The sequence below is a fragment of the Burkholderia sp. Bp9004 genome (assembly GCF_003858025.1).
In the GTDB taxonomy this organism is placed as follows: Bacteria; Pseudomonadota; Gammaproteobacteria; order Burkholderiales; family Burkholderiaceae; genus Burkholderia; species Burkholderia diffusa.
Window position 1 is genome coordinate 1 of record NZ_QTQD01000035.1, and the last position, 17,026, is coordinate 17,026.

Sequence of the window (17,026 nt, forward strand, 5' to 3'; positions counted from 1 at the left end):
AGCTCGCTTCCATCAAGCGCCCACACTTATCGGCTGTTAATTTTTAAAGAGCATTTCTGCGAGAAACCTGAAGTTTCCCAGCAGCGCTGCGTTTTCAGCAGCAGAGAAGCGAGATTATGAACCGTCTTTTTCAGTCAGTCAACAACTTTTTGAACTGCTTCGTTGCGACGACTGGGTTCAACTTCGTGTGCGCCGGGGCTCTACAACTGACCCTCCATCGCACCGCTTCCCTTCTTCCCCCGCGCCGCGTTTCCGTTAGCGCGAAAGAGGCGTGATTCTAAGCACCCGCCCCGGTCTCCGCAACCCCTTTGTGAAAATATTTTGAAAAAGCCCCCGTGCGCTAACGCGCACGGGGGCTTCGGGCTCACTGCCCCGGGCGATCTTACCGACGACCGACACCCGCCGCTCGCCAGGCGCCACCCAGCCACCGCCAAATCAGCGGTTCTTGAATACCGGCTTCCGCTTCTCGACGAATGCCGCCATCCCTTCCTTCTGATCTTCGGTCGCGAACAGCGAATGAAACAGTCGACGCTCGAAATGGACACCCTCGGCCAGTGTCGTCTCGTACGCGCGATTCACCGACTCCTTGACCATCATGACCGCCGGCAGTGAGAACTCGGCAATCGTCGTCGCAGCGGCAATCGCTTCATCGAGCAGTTTGTCGGCCGGCAGCACGCGCGACACGAGCCCCGCCCGTTCCGCCTCGGCCGCGTCCATGAAGCGCGCCGTCAGGCACATGTCCATTGCCTTCGCCTTGGACACCGCGCGCGGCAGACGCTGCGTGCCGCCTGCGCCCGGCATCACGCCCAGCTTGATTTCGGGCTGGCCGAACTTGGCCGTATCCGCCGCGAAGATGATGTCGCACATCATCGCGAGCTCGCAACCACCGCCAAGCGCAAAGCCCGCCACGGCAGCAATGATCGGCTTGCGGATCTCGCGGACGGTCTCCCAGTTACGGGTGATGTAGTCGCCGCGATAAACGTCCATATAGGAATAGGTCGCCATCATGCCGATGTCGGCCCCGGCCGCGAAAGCCTTCTCGCTTCCCGTCACGACGATCGCGCCGACCGCGTCGTCTGCGTCGAACGCCTTCAGCGCAGCGCCCAACTCATCCATCAGCGCATCGTTCAGCGCATTCAGCGCCTTCGGACGGTTCAGTGTGATCAGCCCGACTCGCCCCCGGGTCTCCACCAGGATGTTCTCGTAAGACATCTATTTCTCCTCGATCAATGAAATGAGAAACGCCTCGCACATGCGAATAGTTTGATGCTACCATTCTCCGACCAACCGGTCGGTTAATTAATCGATCCAACCCTTCCCTATGTCCATCAGGCTGCCGCCATGACCCATGCACTGTTCACGAAGCACGAAGACACGCTGAAACACGCCCTCGCCGCCATCGAGAGCCGCGGGTACTGGAGCCCGTTCGCGGAAATGCCGAGCCCCAAAGTGTACGGGGAAAGCGCCAACGCCGACGGCGAAGCGGCGTTCAAGGCACACCTCGGCAACACGTTCGTGCTCGACCAGCCGGCGTCCGGCGGAACCGTCGGCGCGGAGCAGTCGCCGTACGGGATCGCGCTGGGCATCCGCTATCCGAAATCGACACCCGACGAACTGATTGCCGCCGCCGCCGCGGCCCAGCGCGCATGGCGCGAAGCCGGCCCGAGCGCCTGGATCGGCGTCAGTCTCGAAATCCTCGCACGTCTGAATCGCGCGAGCTTCGAAATTGCCTACAGCGTGATGCACACGACGGGCCAGGCGTTCATGATGGCATTCCAGGCCGGGGGCCCGCACGCGCAGGATCGTGCGCTCGAAGCGGTCGCCTACGCCTGGGACGAGTTGCGCCGCATCCCGGCCGATGCACACTGGGAGAAGCCGCAAGGCAAGAACCCGCCGCTCGCGATGCACAAGCGCTATACGATCGTCCCGCGCGGCACCGGCCTCGTGCTCGGCTGCTGCACGTTCCCGACCTGGAACGGCTACCCCGGCCTGTTCGCCGACCTGGCGACCGGCAACACGGTGATCGTCAAACCTCATCCGGGCGCGATCCTGCCGCTCGCGATCACGGTCCGCATCGCCCGCGACGTGCTGCGCGAAGCCGGCTTCGATCCGAACGTCGTCACGCTCCTCGCGACCGAGCCGAACGACGGCGCCCTCGTGCAGGACCTCGCGCTGCGTCCTGAAATCAAGCTGATCGACTTCACGGGCAGCACGCAAAACGGCACGTGGCTCGAACACCATGCCCATCAAGCACAGGTGTATACCGAGAAGGCCGGTGTCAACCAGATCGTGATCGACTCGACCGACGACCTGAAGGCCGCGGCCAAGAACATCGCATTCTCGTTAGCGCTGTACTCCGGCCAGATGTGCACGGCACCGCAGAACATTTACGTGCCGCGCGACGGCATCCGGACGGCAGACGGCCATGCAAGCTTCGACGAAGTCGCCCAGGCGATCGCCGTCTCCGTGCAGAAACTGACCGGCGACCCGGCTCGCTCGGTCGAACTGATCGGCGCGATCCAGAACGACGGCGTGGTCGCGCGTATCGACGACGCCCGCAAGCTCGGTCGTGTGCTCGCTGACAGCCAGACGCTCCAGCATCCGACATTCGCCGACGCTCGGGTGCGCACGCCGCTCGTGCTGCAACTCGACGTGGCCGACCAAGCGAAATTCACGCAGGAGTGGTTCGGCCCGATCTCGTTCGTGATCGCGACCGACTCGACCGCGCAATCGCTCGATCTCGCCGGCAAAATCGCCGCGGAACATGGTGCGCTGACGCTCTCCGTCTACAGCACCGACGACAAGGTCCTCGACGCTGCGCACGATGCAGCGGTGCGTGGCGGCGTCGCGCTGTCGATCAACCTGACGGGCGGCGTATTCGTCAACCAGTCGGCTGCATTCTCCGACTTCCACGGCACCGGCGCGAACCCGGCCGCCAACGCGGCGCTCGCCGATCCGGCGTTCGTCGCCAACCGGTTCCGAGTGGTGCAAAGCCGCGTCCATGTTGCGCCGAAGGCTGTACCTGCGGAAGCCGGCCAAACGGCATAACCCGAATGGCCGACGTGCAAACGCCGTCACGTTCACTACCATGAACGAATCTGCCAACCGGCAGGTTCGTTGCACATCGACACCCCCATGACCGACGCCTACATCTGCGACGCGATTCGCACCCCCATCGGCCGCTACGGCGGCTCCCTGAAAGACGTTCGTGCCGACGATCTCGGTGCGGTGCCGCTCACGGCGCTGATCGAACGCAACCGCAATGTCGACTGGTCGGCCATCGACGACGTGATCTACGGCTGCGCAAACCAGGCCGGCGAAGACAACCGCAACGTCGCGCGCATGTCCGCACTGCTCGCGGGCCTGCCCACCGCCGTGCCGGGTACGACGCTGAACCGGCTGTGCGGTTCGGGCATGGACGCCGTCGGCACCGCCGCGCGCGCGATCAAGGCGGGCGAGGCACGCTTGATGATCGCGGGCGGCGTCGAAAGCATGACGCGCGCGCCGTTCGTGATGGGCAAGGCCACCAGCGCATTCGCACGCCAGACCGCCATTTTCGACACGACGATCGGCTGGCGCTTCATCAATCCGCTGATGAAACAGCAATACGGCGTCGATTCGATGCCGGACACGGCCGAGAACGTCGCGGTCGACTACGGCATCAGCCGTGCCGATCAGGACCTGTTCGCGCTGCGCAGCCAGCAGAAGGCCGCGCGTGCGCAGCAGGACGGCACGCTCGCCGAGGAAATCGTCCCGGTGACGATTCCGCAGAAGAAAGGCGACCCGCTCGTCGTATCGCGTGACGAGCATCCGCGAGAAACGTCGCTCGAGGCGCTCGCGAAGCTGAAGGGTGTCGTGCGCCCGGACGGCTCGGTGACGGCCGGCAACGCGTCGGGCGTCAACGACGGCGCATGCGCACTGCTGCTCGCCAACGCGGAAGCCGCCGATCAGTATGGGCTGCGCCGCCGCGCACGCGTCGTCGGTATGGCGACCGCAGGCGTCGAACCGCGCGTGATGGGGATCGGCCCGGCGCCGGCCACGCAGAAACTGTTGCGCCAGCTCGGGATGACGATCGACCAGTTCGACGTGATCGAGCTGAACGAAGCGTTCGCCTCGCAAGGTCTCGCGGTGTTGCGCATGCTCGGTGTCGCCGACGACGATCCGCGCGTGAACCCGAACGGCGGTGCGATCGCGCTCGGTCACCCGCTCGGCGCATCGGGCGCTCGGCTCGTGACCACGGCGCTTCACCAACTCGAGCGTACGGGCGGCCGCTTTGCACTCTGTACGATGTGCATCGGCGTCGGCCAGGGCATCGCGATCGCCATCGAGCGCATGTAACCGACGCGACGCGCGCCTATAACGAAGTCATGAAGGAGACACTGCATGTCATATCAGGCGATTCAGCTGGATATCGATCAGACTGCCCGCGTGGCCACGATCACCCTCAACCGCCCGGACAAGCTGAACAGCTTCACGCGGGCGATGCACCGCGAACTGCAGTCTGCGCTCGATGAAGTCGAGACGGCCGGCGCACGTGCGCTGATCCTGACGGGTGCGGGGCGCGGCTTTTGCGCAGGCCAGGACCTGGCCGATCTCGACTTCACGCCGGGCGCGTCCACCGACCTCGGCACGCTGATCGACGAGCATTTCAATCCGCTGATCCGCCGCCTGCAACGCATGCCGATTCCGGTGATCGCCGCCGTCAACGGGACGGCGGCGGGCGCCGGCGCGAATCTCGCACTCGCCTGCGACATCGTGTTCGCGGCACGCTCGAGCAGCTTTATCCAGGCCTTCGTCAAGATCGGGCTCGTGCCCGATTCGGGCGGTACGTGGTTCCTGCCGCAACGCGTCGGCATGGCACGCGCGCTGGGGCTGGCCCTGACCGGCGACAAGCTCGGCGCCGAACAGGCCGAACAATGGGGCTTGATCTGGCGCGCGGTCGACGACGATGCGCTCGCCGCGCTGGCGCGTCAGCTCGCCAATCAGCTCGCGCAGCAACCGACGCTCGCAATCGCGTCGATCAAGCAGTCGATGCGCGACAGCGTCACGAATACGCTCGATCAGCAGCTCGACCTCGAACGCGACCTGCAGCGTAAGCTCGGCCAGTCATACGACTACGCGGAAGGCGTGAAGGCGTTCATCGAGAAGCGTGCGCCGCGCTTCGAGGGGCGTTGACATGACCACCTCCAACGACACGCTCCCCCCCGATGCGCTCGCCCGTGCGACGGCACGGGCCATGTACGACGCAGACGCCTGCAGCCGCGCGTTCGGCATGGAAATCGCCGAAGTGCGGGCCGGCTACGCACGCCTGCAGATGCGCGTACGGCCGGAATTCCTGAACGGACATCAGACCTGTCACGGCGGCATCATCTTCACGCTCGCCGATTCGACCTTCGCGTTCGCATGCAACTCGTACAACCTGAATACCGTTGCGGCCGGCTGCTCGATCGAATACCTGCGTCCCGTATACGGTAACGACCTGCTGACGGCCGAAGCGATCGAGCAGACGCGCAGCGGCCGGCACGGCATCTATGACATCCGCGTCACGAACCAGACAGGCGAAACGGTCGCGATGTTTCGGGGCAAATCGGCCCAGATCAAGGGCACGGTGCTGCCGGAAGAGCGTTGACGTCCACCGCTCGCTCATAACAATCACTGGAGACAGGCATGACTACCCCGCTACCGCTCGAGCCGATCGAGACCGCCTCACGCGACGAGCTTACCGCACTGCAGCTTGAACGCCTGAAGTGGTCGCTCCGGCATGCGTATGACCACTCTCCCGTCTATCGCCGCAAATTCGACGAAGCGGGCGTGCATCCCGACGACCTGAAGACGCTCGCGGATCTGTCGCGCTTCCCGTTCACGACCAAGAGCGACCTGCGCGACAGCTACCCGTTCGGGATGTTCGCGGTGCCGCAGGACCAGATCTCGCGCATTCACGCGTCGTCGGGCACGACCGGCAAGCCGACCGTCGTCGGCTATACGGCGCGCGACATCGACACTTGGGCCAATCTCGTCGCGCGCTCGATCCGCGCGGCCGGTGCGCGGCGTGGCGACAAGGTTCATGTCAGTTATGGATACGGGCTGTTCACCGGCGGGCTCGGCGCACACTACGGCGCCGAACGCGCGGGACTGACCGTGATTCCGTTCGGCGGCGGCCAGACCGAAAAGCAGGTGCAGCTGATCCAGGATTTCCGGCCCGACATCATCATGGTGACGCCGAGCTATATGCTGTCGATCGCCGACGAGATCGAGCGCCAGGGCCTCGACCCCGCACAAAGCTCGCTGCGCATCGGCATCTTCGGCGCGGAGCCCTGGACCAACGACATGCGCGTGGCCATCGAGCATCGGATGGGCATCGACGCGGTCGACATCTATGGGCTGTCCGAAGTGATGGGTCCCGGCGTCGCATCGGAATGCGTCGAGACCAAGGACGGCCCGACCATCTGGGAAGATCACTTCTATCCGGAAATTATCGACCCCGACACCGGCGAGGTATTGCCGGACGGCGAACTTGGCGAACTGGTCTTCACGTCGCTGACGAAGGAAGCGCTGCCGATCATCCGCTACCGGACGCGCGACCTCACGCGTCTGCTGCCCGGCACCGCCCGCACGATGCGCCGGATGGAAAAGATCACCGGGCGCTCGGACGACATGATGATCGTGCGGGGCGTCAACGTCTTCCCGACGCAGATCGAGGAGCAGCTGCTGAAACAGCGTGCGCTTGCACCGCACTATCAGATCGTGCTGACGAAGGAAGGTCCGCTCGACGTGCTGACGCTCAATGTCGAGCCGTGCCCCGAAACTGCCCCCGACACGGCGGCGATCCATGCGGCGAAACAAGCGCTCGCGCACGACATCAAGTCGCTGATTGGCGTGACGGCCGTGATCAATGTGCTGCCCGTGAACGGGATCGAGCGTTCGGTCGGCAAGGCACGCCGCGTGATCGACAAGCGCAAGGGCTGATACCCCCAGCCCCCCGCCCCCCGACCGCCGCGCGCAACAGCAATCGCGAGGCAAAAAAACAGCCCGACCGGCCAACACCGATCGGGCTGTTTCGCTTTGATGCCAGGCTACACGTATACGCCGGCACCACCGCGCATCACGAATTCGGGAACAGCAGCCACATCCGGCCGATCTGCTTCATCCGTCCGGCCTGGTCGCCGGCGTCGTCGCCCAGCCCCCAGAAATAGTCCGCCCGCACGCCGCCCTTGATCGCGGAACCCGTGTCCTGCGCGAACACGAGCCGGTTCATCGGCGTATTCGTCAGCGGACGCGTGGTCTGCAGGAACACCGGTGTGCCGAGCGGGATCGACGACGGATCGACCGCGATCGAACGCTCCGCCGTGAGCGGCACGCCGAGTGCGCCGATCGGGCCGTCCGCGCCGCCGTGCGGCGCATCTTCCTTCGTCGGCATGTCGCGGAAGAACACGAATCGCGGATTCGTATCGAGCAACGCATCCACGCGAGTCGGGTTTGCCTTCGCCCAAGCCTTGATGCCCTGCATCGTCGCCTGCGCGGGCGTCAGCTCGCCGCGATCGAGCAGCCACTTGCCGATCGAGCGATACGGCTGGTTATTGGTGCCGCCAAAGCCGACCCGCATCACCGAGCCGTCGTCGAGCAGCACGCGCCCCGAACCCTGCACCTGCAGGAAGAACGCCTCGATCGGATCATCGACCCACACGAGTTCGTTGCCGTTGAGGATGCCGGCTCGCTCGAGCTGCGCGCGAGCGGGCAGCGCGGCACCGGCGCGATAGCCAGCCGGCCAGCGGTACAGCGCGTACTGGTAAGGGCCGCGACGCACGCGGGAGCCGTGCAGCAGCGGCTCGTAATAGCCGGTCACGAGCCCGTCGAGCGTGCCGTCGGTATTCGCCAGCTGAAACGGCGTGAAATACGTTTCGAAGAATGCACGTGCGCTGCCGACGTCGAGCTCGTCGAGGCGGTCGGCGGCCGCGCAGGCGCGCTGCCATGCGGGCTGGCGCGCGAGCCGCACGCAGTTCTGCCGCAGCGCGGCCGTCGCGCCGATCAGCGAATCGTCCTGCCACCCCGGCACCTGCTGCCACGCGACCGGCGTGAGCCGCTTCGCGGCAACCTGCCCTGGCACGATCGCCGCGCCGGTCGGCGGCTTGAGCGCCGACGTCCGCGTCGGCGCGCCGCCGCATGCGGCAAGCAGCGCTGCCGTCGCGGCCGCCACAACCCAGCCGGCCGCCCGGGGCCCAAACCACATACAATGTTCGTTCTTGATGGAAACCGCCATGTCAGATTTTCTCGACCAATATCCGATGCTCATCTTCGCGCTCGAGGCTTTCGTAGCGCTTGCCCTGCTGATCTTCATCGTCGTGTGGACGTCGTCGGGCAGGAAGAAGCACGCCCGCGGCAACGACCGCCAGCCGCGCTGACCGGCCCCGCACGCTCAATGCAGCGTGCGCGGCATGTGCAGCGCGAACTCGTCGACCGGCGCGTCGAACCGCTCGCCGTCCTCCGCCACGCAGAAGTACGCACCGCGCATCGTGCCGACCGGCGTCGCGATCACGGCCCAGCTCGTGTATTCGAACTGTTCGCCCGGCTGCAGCAGCGGCTGGTGCCCGACGACGCCGAGCCCCTTCACTTCCTGCACGTGGTTTTCGCTGTCCGTGATGATCCAGTGACGCGCGATCAGCTGCGCCGCGACCTGCCCGGTATTGCGGATGGTCAGCGTGTACGCGAATGCGTATTGACGTCGATCGGGGTCGGATTGTTCCGGCAAGTAGCTGGTTTTCACCGAAACGGTGAACTGATACTGACTCATGATGTTTCCGCTGTAGGTAACCGCCCGCGCCAACTGGAGCGGCAGGGCCGCGGGCGCGCCGCACTGGTTCGGCATTCTATTCGGAATCGGGCCGCAACCGCACGGCCCGTCGCCGCGCACCGGGTCGCCGGACGGTAGAATGGCGGTTTTGCGCCGCAGCGTCCCCGCTCCCCTGTCATGACTCAATTCCGCATCGCTCCCAGCATCCTGTCGGCCGACTTCGCACGGCTCGGCGAAGAAGTCCGCAACGTGGTCGCCGCCGGCGCCGACTGGATTCACTTCGACGTGATGGACAACCATTATGTGCCGAACCTCACTATCGGCCCGCTCGTCTGCGAGGCGATCCGCCCGCACGTGCAGGTGCCGATCGACGTGCATCTGATGGTGCGCCCGGTCGACCGGATCGTGCCCGATTTCGCGAAAGCCGGCGCGAACCTGATCAGCTTCCACCCGGAAGGTTCGGACCACATCGATCGTACGCTGTCGCTGATCCGCGATCACGGCTGCAAGGCCGGCCTCGTGTTCAACCCGGCGACGCCGCTGAACTATCTCGACCACGTGATGGACCGCCTCGACTTCGTGCTGCTGATGTCGGTGAACCCGGGTTTCGGCGGCCAGTCGTTCATTCCGGAAACGCTGAACAAGCTGCGCGAAGCACGCGCGCGCATCGACGCATACACCGAGCGCACCGGCCGCGAGATCCTGCTCGAGGTGGACGGCGGCGTGAAGGCCGACAACATCGCGGAAATCGCGGCAGCCGGCGCGGATACCTTCGTCGCGGGTTCGGCAATCTTCGGCAAGCCCGACTACCGCAAGGTGATCGACGAGATGCGCGCCGCGCTCGCCACCGTCGAGCGGAGCTGACGTCGTGGCCGATTCCTCGCAGACCCGTCAGGCACCGACCGCAGCCGACGGCACGATCCGTTTCGCGACGCCGCGCATCGACGCGGCGCTGATCGACCTCGACGGCACGATGGTCGACACGGCCGACGATTTCACGGCCGGGCTGAACGGGATGCTCGCGCAGCTCGGCGCGCCGGCCACGTCGCGCGACGAGGTGATCGGCTACGTCGGCAAGGGCTCCGAGCACCTGATCCACAGCGTGCTGAAGCCGCGCTTCGCGCCCGACGAGGCGCACGCGCGCTTCGACGACGCGCTCGCGATCTATCAGACCGAATACGCGAAGATCAACGGCCGCCACACGCGCCTCTATCCGGACGTCGCAACCGGCCTCGACGCGCTGCGCGCGGCCGGCATCCGGCTCGCGTGCGTGACGAACAAGCCGCACCGTTTCGCCGTAGAGCTGCTTGAGCAATACGGGCTGATCGATCGCTTCGGCACCGTGCTCGGCGGCGACAGCGTCGCGCGCAAGAAGCCCGATCCGCTGCCGATGCTGACGGCCTGCGACGCGCTCGGCGTCGCGCCGGACGCGGCGGTCGCGATCGGCGACTCGGAAAACGACGCGCTGGCGGGCCGCGCGGCGGGAATGGCGACGCTGACGGTGCCGTACGGCTACAACCACGGCAAAGCTATACAAACGATAAATTCGGATGGTATAGTCGATTCGTTGCTGGTCGCGGCCCGCGCGATTACCGCGCACAACGCCGGCCGGCCAACCATCTGATTATTTCTTCCATCCGCATGTTTCTGAATAAAAAACGGAGTCTGAGCAGCATCGACCGGGGAGCCTGGCCCTGGCGTCGCTGGTCGCGCTAACCTCTTCGATGAGGTACGCTGAGGCACGTCTTCAGCGCCGTTTTTTATCTCGCTGCGCATCCGCGCGCCGATCGTCGCACCACCTCGAGTTCTACCGTGTCCGAACGCTTGCGTTCAGGAGCGGCCGCAGGCTCGCGACGTTCACGCCCGGAGTGCCGGCCGGCAACAGGCACTTCTCGATCGACCGCCCTTTCGCCGACGGCAGCCCGCGCAGCGTCAAGTGATCCCTGGCGCACTCCGCCGCTCGTCCCGAACAGGACCGGAACATGACCGAACTCGAATTCCAATCGCTGGCGAACGAAGGCTACAACCGCATCCCGCTGATCGCGGAAGCGCTCGCCGACCTCGAAACGCCGCTGTCCCTCTACCTGAAGCTGGCCCAGCCTGAACGCGCGGGCGCCAACTCCTTCCTGCTCGAGTCGGTGGTCGGCGGCGAACGCTTCGGCCGCTATTCGTTCATCGGCCTGCCCGCACGCACGCTGGTGCGCACCCGCAACGGCGTGTCCGAGGTGGTGCGCGACGGCCAGGTCGTCGAGACGCACAACGGTGACCCGTTCGAATTCATCGAGTCGTTCCAGGCGCGCTTCAAGGTCGCGCAGCGCCCGGGCCTGCCGCGCTTCTGCGGCGGCCTCGCCGGTTATTTCGGCTACGACGCGGTGCGCTACATCGAGAAGAAGCTCGCGAACACCGCGCCGCGCGACGATCTCGGCCTGCCCGACATCCAGCTGCTGCTCACCGAGGAAGTCGCGGTGATCGACAATCTCGCCGGCAAGCTCTACCTGATCATCTATGCGGACCCGGCCCAGCCAGAGGCCTATACGAAGGCAAAGCAACGCCTGCGCGAACTGAAGCAGCGCCTGCGCACGACCGTGCAGCCGCCCGTGACGTCGGCGAGCGTGCGCACCGAGACGTTCCGCGAGTTCAAGAAGGAAGACTATCTGGCCGCCGTGCGCCAGGCGAAGGAATACATCGCGGCCGGCGAACTGATGCAGATCCAGGTCGGCCAGCGGCTGACGAAGCCGTACCGCGACAATCCGCTGTCGCTGTATCGCGCGCTGCGTTCGCTGAATCCGTCGCCGTACATGTATTACTACAACTTCGGCGATTTCCACGTGGTCGGCGCATCGCCGGAAATCCTCGTGCGCCAGGAAAAGCGCGGCGATGACCAGATCGTCACGATCCGTCCGCTGGCCGGCACGCGTCCGCGCGGCAACACGCCCGAGCGCGACGCGGAACTCGCGACCGAACTGCTGAACGATCCGAAGGAAATCGCCGAGCACGTGATGCTGATCGACCTCGCGCGCAACGACGTCGGCCGCATCGCGGAGATCGGCTCGGTGCAGGTGACCGACAAGATGGTGATCGAGAAGTACTCGCACGTGCAGCACATCGTCAGCTCGGTCGAAGGCAAGCTGAAGCCCGGCATGACGAACTACGACGTGCTGCGCGCGACGTTCCCGGCCGGCACGCTGTCCGGCGCGCCGAAGGTGCGCGCGATGGAACTGATCGACGAGCTCGAACCGATCAAGCGCGGGCTGTACGGCGGCGCCGTCGGCTACCTGTCGTTCTCGGGCGAGATGGATCTCGCGATCGCGATCCGCACGGGCCTGATCCACAACGGCAACCTGTACGTGCAAGCGGCGGCCGGCGTCGTCGCGGACTCGGTGCCCGAATCCGAATGGCAAGAGACCGAGAACAAGGCGCGCGCGGTGCTGCGTGCGGCCGAACAGGTCCAGGACGGCCTCGATAGCGACTTCTGACCGGAGACTGACCATGCTGCTCATGATCGACAACTACGACTCGTTCACCTACAACCTGGTCCAGTACTTCGGCGAACTGGGCGAGGACGTGCGCACGTACCGCAACGACGAAATCACGCTCGACGAGATCGCGCGCCTGAACCCCGACGCGATCTGCCTGTCGCCCGGCCCGAGCAACCCGCAGCACGCGGGCATTACGCTGGACGTGCTGCGCGAATTCGCGGGCAAGAAACCGATCCTCGGCGTCTGCCTCGGCCATCAGGCGATCGGCGAAGCATTCGGCGGCCGCGTCGTGCGCGCGAAGACCATCATGCACGGCAAGGTGAGCCGGATCGAAACCGACTGCCGCGGCGTGTTCGCCGACCTGCCGAAGCATTTCGACGTCACCCGCTACCATTCGCTCGCGATCGAACGCGAATCGCTGCCCGACTGCCTCGAGGTGTCCGCGTGGACCGACGACGGCGAGATCATGGGCGTGCGTCACAAGACGCTGCCGATCGAAGGCGTGCAGTTCCACCCGGAATCGATCCTCTCCGAGCACGGCCACGCGCTGCTCGAGAATTTCCTGAAGCAGAATCGCGCGCCGGCCCGGGCAGCCGCGCCGGCGGCCTGACGGGAGACGCACGATGACGATTACCCCGCAGGAAGCGCTGCAACGCACGATCGAACACCGCGAGATCTTCCACGACGAGATGCTGCACCTGATGCGGCTCATCATGCGCGGCGACATGTCTCCCGTGATGGCGGCCGCGATCATCACCGGGCTGCGCGTGAAGAAGGAGACGATCGGCGAGATCGCCGCCGCCGCGACCGTGATGCGCGAATTCGCGAACCACGTCGTAGTGCAGGACAACTCGAACTTCGTCGACATCGTCGGCACGGGCGGCGACGGCTCGCACACGTTCAACATCTCGACCGCGTCGATGTTCATCACGGCCGCGGCCGGCGCGAAGGTCGCGAAGCACGGCAACCGCGGCGTGTCGAGCAAGTCCGGCAGCGCCGACGTGCTCGAGGCGCTCGGCGTGAACATCGATCTGCAGCCCGACCAGGTTGCCGCGTCGATCGCCGAAACCGGCATGGGCTTCATGTTCGCGCCGAACCATCATCCGGCGATGAAGAACATCGCGGCCGTGCGCCGTGAGCTCGGCGTGCGGACGATCTTCAACATCCTCGGCCCGCTGACCAATCCGGCCGGCGCGCCGAACCAGCTGATGGGCGTGTTCCATCCCGACCTCGTCGGCATCCAGGTGCGCGTGATGCAGCGCCTCGGCGCGCAGCACGTGCTCGTCGTATACGGCAAGGACGGGATGGACGAAGTGTCGCTCGGCGCCGCGACGCTCGTCGGCGAATTGCGCGACGGCGAGGTGCACGAATACGAGATCCATCCGGAGGACTTCGGCCTGCAGATGGTGTCGAACCGCACGCTGAAGGTGGAAAATGCCGAAGAATCGCGCACGATGCTGCTCGGCGCGCTGGACAACAAGCCGGGCGTCGCACGCGAGATCGTCACGCTGAACGCGGGCACCGCGCTCTATGCGGCCAATATCGCCGAATCGATCGCGGACGGCATCCAGCTCGCCCGCGAAGCGGTCGCGAGCGGCAAGGCGCGCGCGAAGGTCGACGAACTCGTGCGTTTCACGCAGCAGTTCAAGCGCTGACTCCCTTTACGAATCAAGCAGGAACCCACATGAGCGACATTCTCGACCGAATCATCGCCGTCAAGCGCGACGAAGTCGCGGCGGCCATGCGCAGCACGCCGCTCGAGGCACTGAAGCTGGACGCATCCGCGCGCGACCTGCGCGACTTCGTCGGCGCGCTGCGTGCGAAGCAGGCGGCCGGCAACGCGGCGGTGATCGCCGAAATCAAGAAGGCGAGCCCGTCGAAGGGCGTGCTGCGCGAGCATTTCGTGCCGGCCGACATCGCACGCTCGTATGCGGCGCACGGCGCCGCGTGCCTGTCGGTGCTGACCGACGAGCAATTCTTCCAGGGCAGTGTCCGCTATCTCGAGGAAGCGCGCGCGGCCTGCACGCTGCCGGTGCTGCGCAAGGACTTCATCGTCGATGCGTACCAGATTCTCGAAGCGCGCGCGATGGGCGCCGACGCGATCCTGCTGATCGCGGCCGCGCTCGACACGCCGCTGATGCAGGACCTCGAGGCGTATGCGCACTCGCTCGGCCTTGCGGTGCTGGTCGAAGTTCACGACCGCGACGAGATGGAACAGGCGCTGACGCTGAAGACACCGCTGCTCGGCATCAACAACCGCAACCTGCGCACGTTCGAGACGTCGATCCAGACCACGCTCGACATGCTCGACATGATTCCGCCGGACCGCATGGTCGTGACCGAGTCGGGCATCCTGTCGCGCACCGACGTCGACACGATGCGCGCGGCGAACGTGAACGCGTTCCTCGTCGGCGAGGCGTTCATGCGCGCCGAGCAGCCGGGCGAGGAACTCGCGCGGATGTTCTTCTGATGGCGATCGAAAAGGAAATCAAGCTTGCGCTGCCGGCCGGCCAGGCCGATGCCGCGCGGCGCTTTTTCGAGACGCTGACCGGTGAAGCCGGCGAGGTCATCGCGCTCGCGAACGTCTACTACGACACGCCCGATCTCGCGCTGGCCCGTTCGAAAAGCGCGGTGCGCGTGCGCCGCACGCCGCACGGCTGGCTGCAGACGTTCAAGACGGTCGGCAGCGCGGAAGCCGGCCTGCATCGCCGCCATGAATGGGAGTTGCCCGTCGCCGGCGATGCGCTCGAAATCGATGCGCTCGTCTCCGCGTGCGACGTGCCGAACGCGGCCACCGCGCTGCGCGACGCTGCGCCGGCGCTGCACGCGCTGTTCCGGACGGATTTTTCGCGTACGCTGTGGCGCATCGCAATCGGCGGCGCAACCGTCGAGGCCGCAGTGGACATCGGCGAGATCGTCGTCCAGGCGGAAAACGATACGCGCCGCGAACCGATCAGCGAAATCGAACTCGAACTGATCGACGGCCCGGAAGCTGCGCTCGCGACACTCGCCGCCGAACTGCAGCAAGCGCTGCCGGGCCTCGCCCCCGAAAACATCAGCAAGGCGCAGCGCGGCTACCGGCTGCGCGCGCAATAAACCCGCATCACGCATGGCAACCCGCAAGACTCTCCGCACGCCGCAACAGGCGTCGCTGTTCGACGATCCCGTGCCGGAAACGGCGCTGGACGATGTTTCCGCCTCGGCGCCCGCGCCGGCCGCGGCTGGGCGCAGGCCCGCAAAGAAGACCGCGGCAGCCGCCCCGGCCTCCGCCGCGCCGCAGCCCGCTGCCGCCGCGCACGTCCCACACCTCGCCGCGCAGTTCGACGCGCTGCCAGCCGTCTGGCGCGACGTGCTGAAACCCTTCATCGACAGCGATGCGTATGCACCGCTGTGCCGCTTCGTCGACGACGAACGCGCGGCCGGCAAGACGGTCTACCCGACCGACGTGTTTCGGGCGTTGCGCCTGACGAGCCCGGACGACGTGAAGATCGTGATCCTCGGTCAGGACCCGTACCACGGCGACGACCGCGGTACGCCGCAGGCGCATGGCCTGGCGTTCTCGGTGCCGCCGGCCGTGCGCACGCCGCCGTCGCTGCGCAACATCTTCAAGGAAATCGCCGCGAATTTCGGCCACGACACGCCGCGTCACGGCTGCCTCGATACCTGGGCGCGCCAGGGCGTGCTGCTGCTCAACACCGTTCTGACGGTCGAGCGCGGCGCGGCCGCGAGCCACGCGAGGCGCGGCTGGGAACAATGCACGGACACGCTGATCCGCGAACTCGCCAGCCGCCATCGCGGCCTCGTGTTCATGCTGTGGGGCGCGCATGCGCAGGCGAAGCGCGCGCTATTCGATGCGAGCGCGCACTGCGTGCTCGAGGCGCCGCATCCGTCGCCGCTGTCCGCACACCGCGGCTTCCTCGGTTGCCGCCACTTCGCGCTCGCGAACGACTATCTGGTCGAAGCGGGTCGCGAGCCGATCGACTGGCGCCTGCCGGAGGTGGCCGAAACGCTCGCGTAACCGTTCCGCGTTCAACTTCCAGCTTTCGTCCGCATCACGTGAAAACGCCGCGCCCCTTTCGGGACGCGGCGTTTTTTTCATCTGGCGACGCAGCGGGTGCAACGCACCCGCATCAGCCTTACGCGGCAGCGATCGCTTCGCGGGCGCCGGCGAGCGCGGCGCTCTGTGCATCCGGCCCGAGGTTCAGGCCTTCCGCGTGGATGAAGCTCACGTCGGTCAAGCCGATGAAGCCGAGGAACGTGCGCAGGAACGGCGTCTGGCTGTCGTTCGGCGTGCCGAGGTACTTGCCGCCGCGCGCCGTCACCACGTGAACCTTCTTGCCCTTGATCAGGCCTTCCGGACCGTTCTCGGTGTAGCGGAACGTGACGCCTGCACGGGCGATCCAGTCGAAATACGTCTTCAGTTGCGACGAAACACCGAAGTTGTACATCGGTGCACCGATCACGATGATGTCGGCGGCCTGCAGTTCAGCGATCAGTGCATCGCTCTTCGCGACGATCGCATTCTGTTCCGCGCTGCGCTGGTCGGCCGGCGTGAAGAATGCGCCAAGCACCGATTCATCGAGGTGCGGCAGCGCGTCGGCCAGCAGGTCGCGAACCACGACCTTCGCGCCGGGGTTCGATTGTTGCAGCTTTGCCGTCAGTTCGTTGGCCAGCAGCGTGGATTGCGCACCTTGCGAGCGCGCCGCGGAATTGATTTGCAGAATGGTCGTCATGTCAGGCTCCGGTTTGGTTGCGCTTC

18 protein-coding genes are annotated in these 17,026 nt (G+C 65.9%); 14 read left to right on the plus strand and 4 right to left on the minus strand.

Annotation, left to right across the window (positions count from 1 at the left end; genetic code table 11):
• Positions 1-435: 435 nt before the first annotated feature.
• Positions 436-1,212 (minus strand): enoyl-CoA hydratase, encoded by a 777-nt coding sequence (locus DIE08_RS29150; RefSeq protein ID WP_124905043.1) that lies wholly within the window; start codon positions 1,210-1,212, stop codon positions 436-438.
• A gap of 129 nt (positions 1,213-1,341) precedes the next feature.
• Between DIE08_RS29150 and paaN the strand changes: the two genes are divergently transcribed.
• From paaN to paaK, 5 genes are all read left to right on the plus strand, one after another.
• Entirely contained in the window at positions 1,342-3,048 is a 1,707-nt protein-coding gene (gene paaN, locus DIE08_RS29155) for a phenylacetic acid degradation protein PaaN (RefSeq protein WP_124905045.1), read from the plus strand.
• A gap of 87 nt (positions 3,049-3,135) precedes the next feature.
• Positions 3,136-4,338, plus strand: a complete 1,203-nt coding sequence (gene pcaF / locus DIE08_RS29160; protein WP_124905047.1) for a 3-oxoadipyl-CoA thiolase — start codon at positions 3,136-3,138, stop codon at positions 4,336-4,338.
• A 45-nt stretch (positions 4,339-4,383) separates the two neighbouring features.
• Positions 4,384-5,175, plus strand: coding sequence for a 2-(1,2-epoxy-1,2-dihydrophenyl)acetyl-CoA isomerase PaaG (gene paaG / locus DIE08_RS29165; protein ID WP_124629057.1), 792 nt, complete (start codon positions 4,384-4,386; stop codon positions 5,173-5,175).
• Between the two features lies 1 nt (position 5,176).
• Complete coding sequence (gene paaI / locus DIE08_RS29170) at positions 5,177-5,629, plus strand: hydroxyphenylacetyl-CoA thioesterase PaaI (protein WP_124905049.1); 453 nt, start codon at positions 5,177-5,179, stop codon at positions 5,627-5,629.
• Positions 5,630-5,667: 38 nt separating this feature from the next.
• Positions 5,668-6,966 (plus strand): phenylacetate--CoA ligase PaaK, encoded by a 1,299-nt coding sequence (paaK, locus tag DIE08_RS29175; RefSeq protein WP_124629059.1) that lies wholly within the window; start codon positions 5,668-5,670, stop codon positions 6,964-6,966.
• Between the two features lie 136 nt (positions 6,967-7,102).
• Here paaK and DIE08_RS29180 read toward each other — a convergent pair whose 3' ends face one another.
• Positions 7,103-8,227, minus strand: a complete 1,125-nt coding sequence (locus tag DIE08_RS29180; RefSeq protein WP_226118160.1) for a murein transglycosylase A — start codon at positions 8,225-8,227, stop codon at positions 7,103-7,105.
• Positions 8,228-8,255: 28 nt separating this feature from the next.
• Here DIE08_RS29180 and DIE08_RS36360 point away from each other — a divergent pair, with 28 nt between their 5' ends.
• On the plus strand, positions 8,256-8,399 hold the full coding sequence (locus tag DIE08_RS36360) for a hypothetical protein (RefSeq protein WP_006758475.1): 144 nt from the start codon (positions 8,256-8,258) through the stop codon (positions 8,397-8,399).
• Between the two features lie 14 nt (positions 8,400-8,413).
• On the opposite strand, the gene apaG is transcribed toward DIE08_RS36360, so the two are convergent.
• Entirely contained in the window at positions 8,414-8,788 is a 375-nt protein-coding gene (gene apaG / locus DIE08_RS29185) for a Co2+/Mg2+ efflux protein ApaG (RefSeq protein ID WP_057924835.1), read from the minus strand.
• A 177-nt stretch (positions 8,789-8,965) separates the two neighbouring features.
• On the opposite strand from apaG, the gene rpe reads away from it, so the two are divergent.
• The 8 genes from rpe to DIE08_RS29225 all read left to right on the plus strand — a co-directional run bounded on the left by rpe (position 8,966) and on the right by DIE08_RS29225 (position 16,285).
• Positions 8,966-9,652 (plus strand): ribulose-phosphate 3-epimerase, encoded by a 687-nt coding sequence (rpe, locus tag DIE08_RS29190; protein ID WP_006482066.1) that lies wholly within the window; start codon positions 8,966-8,968, stop codon positions 9,650-9,652.
• A 4-nt stretch (positions 9,653-9,656) separates the two neighbouring features.
• Positions 9,657-10,412: a phosphoglycolate phosphatase gene (locus tag DIE08_RS29195; RefSeq protein ID WP_124905051.1), complete on the plus strand. Its 756-nt coding sequence runs from the start codon at positions 9,657-9,659 to the stop codon at positions 10,410-10,412.
• 358 nt (positions 10,413-10,770) lie between these two features.
• Complete coding sequence (gene trpE / locus DIE08_RS29200; protein WP_124629065.1) at positions 10,771-12,264, plus strand: anthranilate synthase component I; 1,494 nt, start codon at positions 10,771-10,773, stop codon at positions 12,262-12,264.
• 13 nt (positions 12,265-12,277) lie between these two features.
• The gene (locus DIE08_RS29205) at positions 12,278-12,877 is read left to right on the plus strand and encodes an aminodeoxychorismate/anthranilate synthase component II (protein WP_124905053.1); all 600 of its coding nucleotides are present in this window, start codon (positions 12,278-12,280) and stop codon (positions 12,875-12,877) included.
• A gap of 13 nt (positions 12,878-12,890) precedes the next feature.
• Positions 12,891-13,922, plus strand: coding sequence for an anthranilate phosphoribosyltransferase (gene trpD, locus DIE08_RS29210; protein ID WP_059608056.1), 1,032 nt, complete (start codon positions 12,891-12,893; stop codon positions 13,920-13,922).
• 29 nt (positions 13,923-13,951) lie between these two features.
• On the plus strand, positions 13,952-14,737 hold the full coding sequence (trpC, locus tag DIE08_RS29215; protein WP_059608055.1) for an indole-3-glycerol phosphate synthase TrpC: 786 nt from the start codon (positions 13,952-13,954) through the stop codon (positions 14,735-14,737).
• Complete coding sequence (locus DIE08_RS29220) at positions 14,737-15,363, plus strand: CYTH domain-containing protein (RefSeq protein ID WP_124905055.1); 627 nt, start codon at positions 14,737-14,739, stop codon at positions 15,361-15,363. Before trpC ends, DIE08_RS29220 begins: the two co-directional genes overlap by 1 nt.
• A gap of 13 nt (positions 15,364-15,376) precedes the next feature.
• The gene (locus DIE08_RS29225; RefSeq protein ID WP_124905057.1) at positions 15,377-16,285 is read left to right on the plus strand and encodes a uracil-DNA glycosylase; all 909 of its coding nucleotides are present in this window, start codon (positions 15,377-15,379) and stop codon (positions 16,283-16,285) included.
• A gap of 118 nt (positions 16,286-16,403) precedes the next feature.
• Here DIE08_RS29225 and DIE08_RS29230 read toward each other — a convergent pair whose 3' ends face one another.
• Entirely contained in the window at positions 16,404-17,000 is a 597-nt protein-coding gene (locus DIE08_RS29230; protein ID WP_059449745.1) for an FMN-dependent NADH-azoreductase, read from the minus strand.
• Between the last annotated feature and the right edge of the window lie 26 nt (positions 17,001-17,026).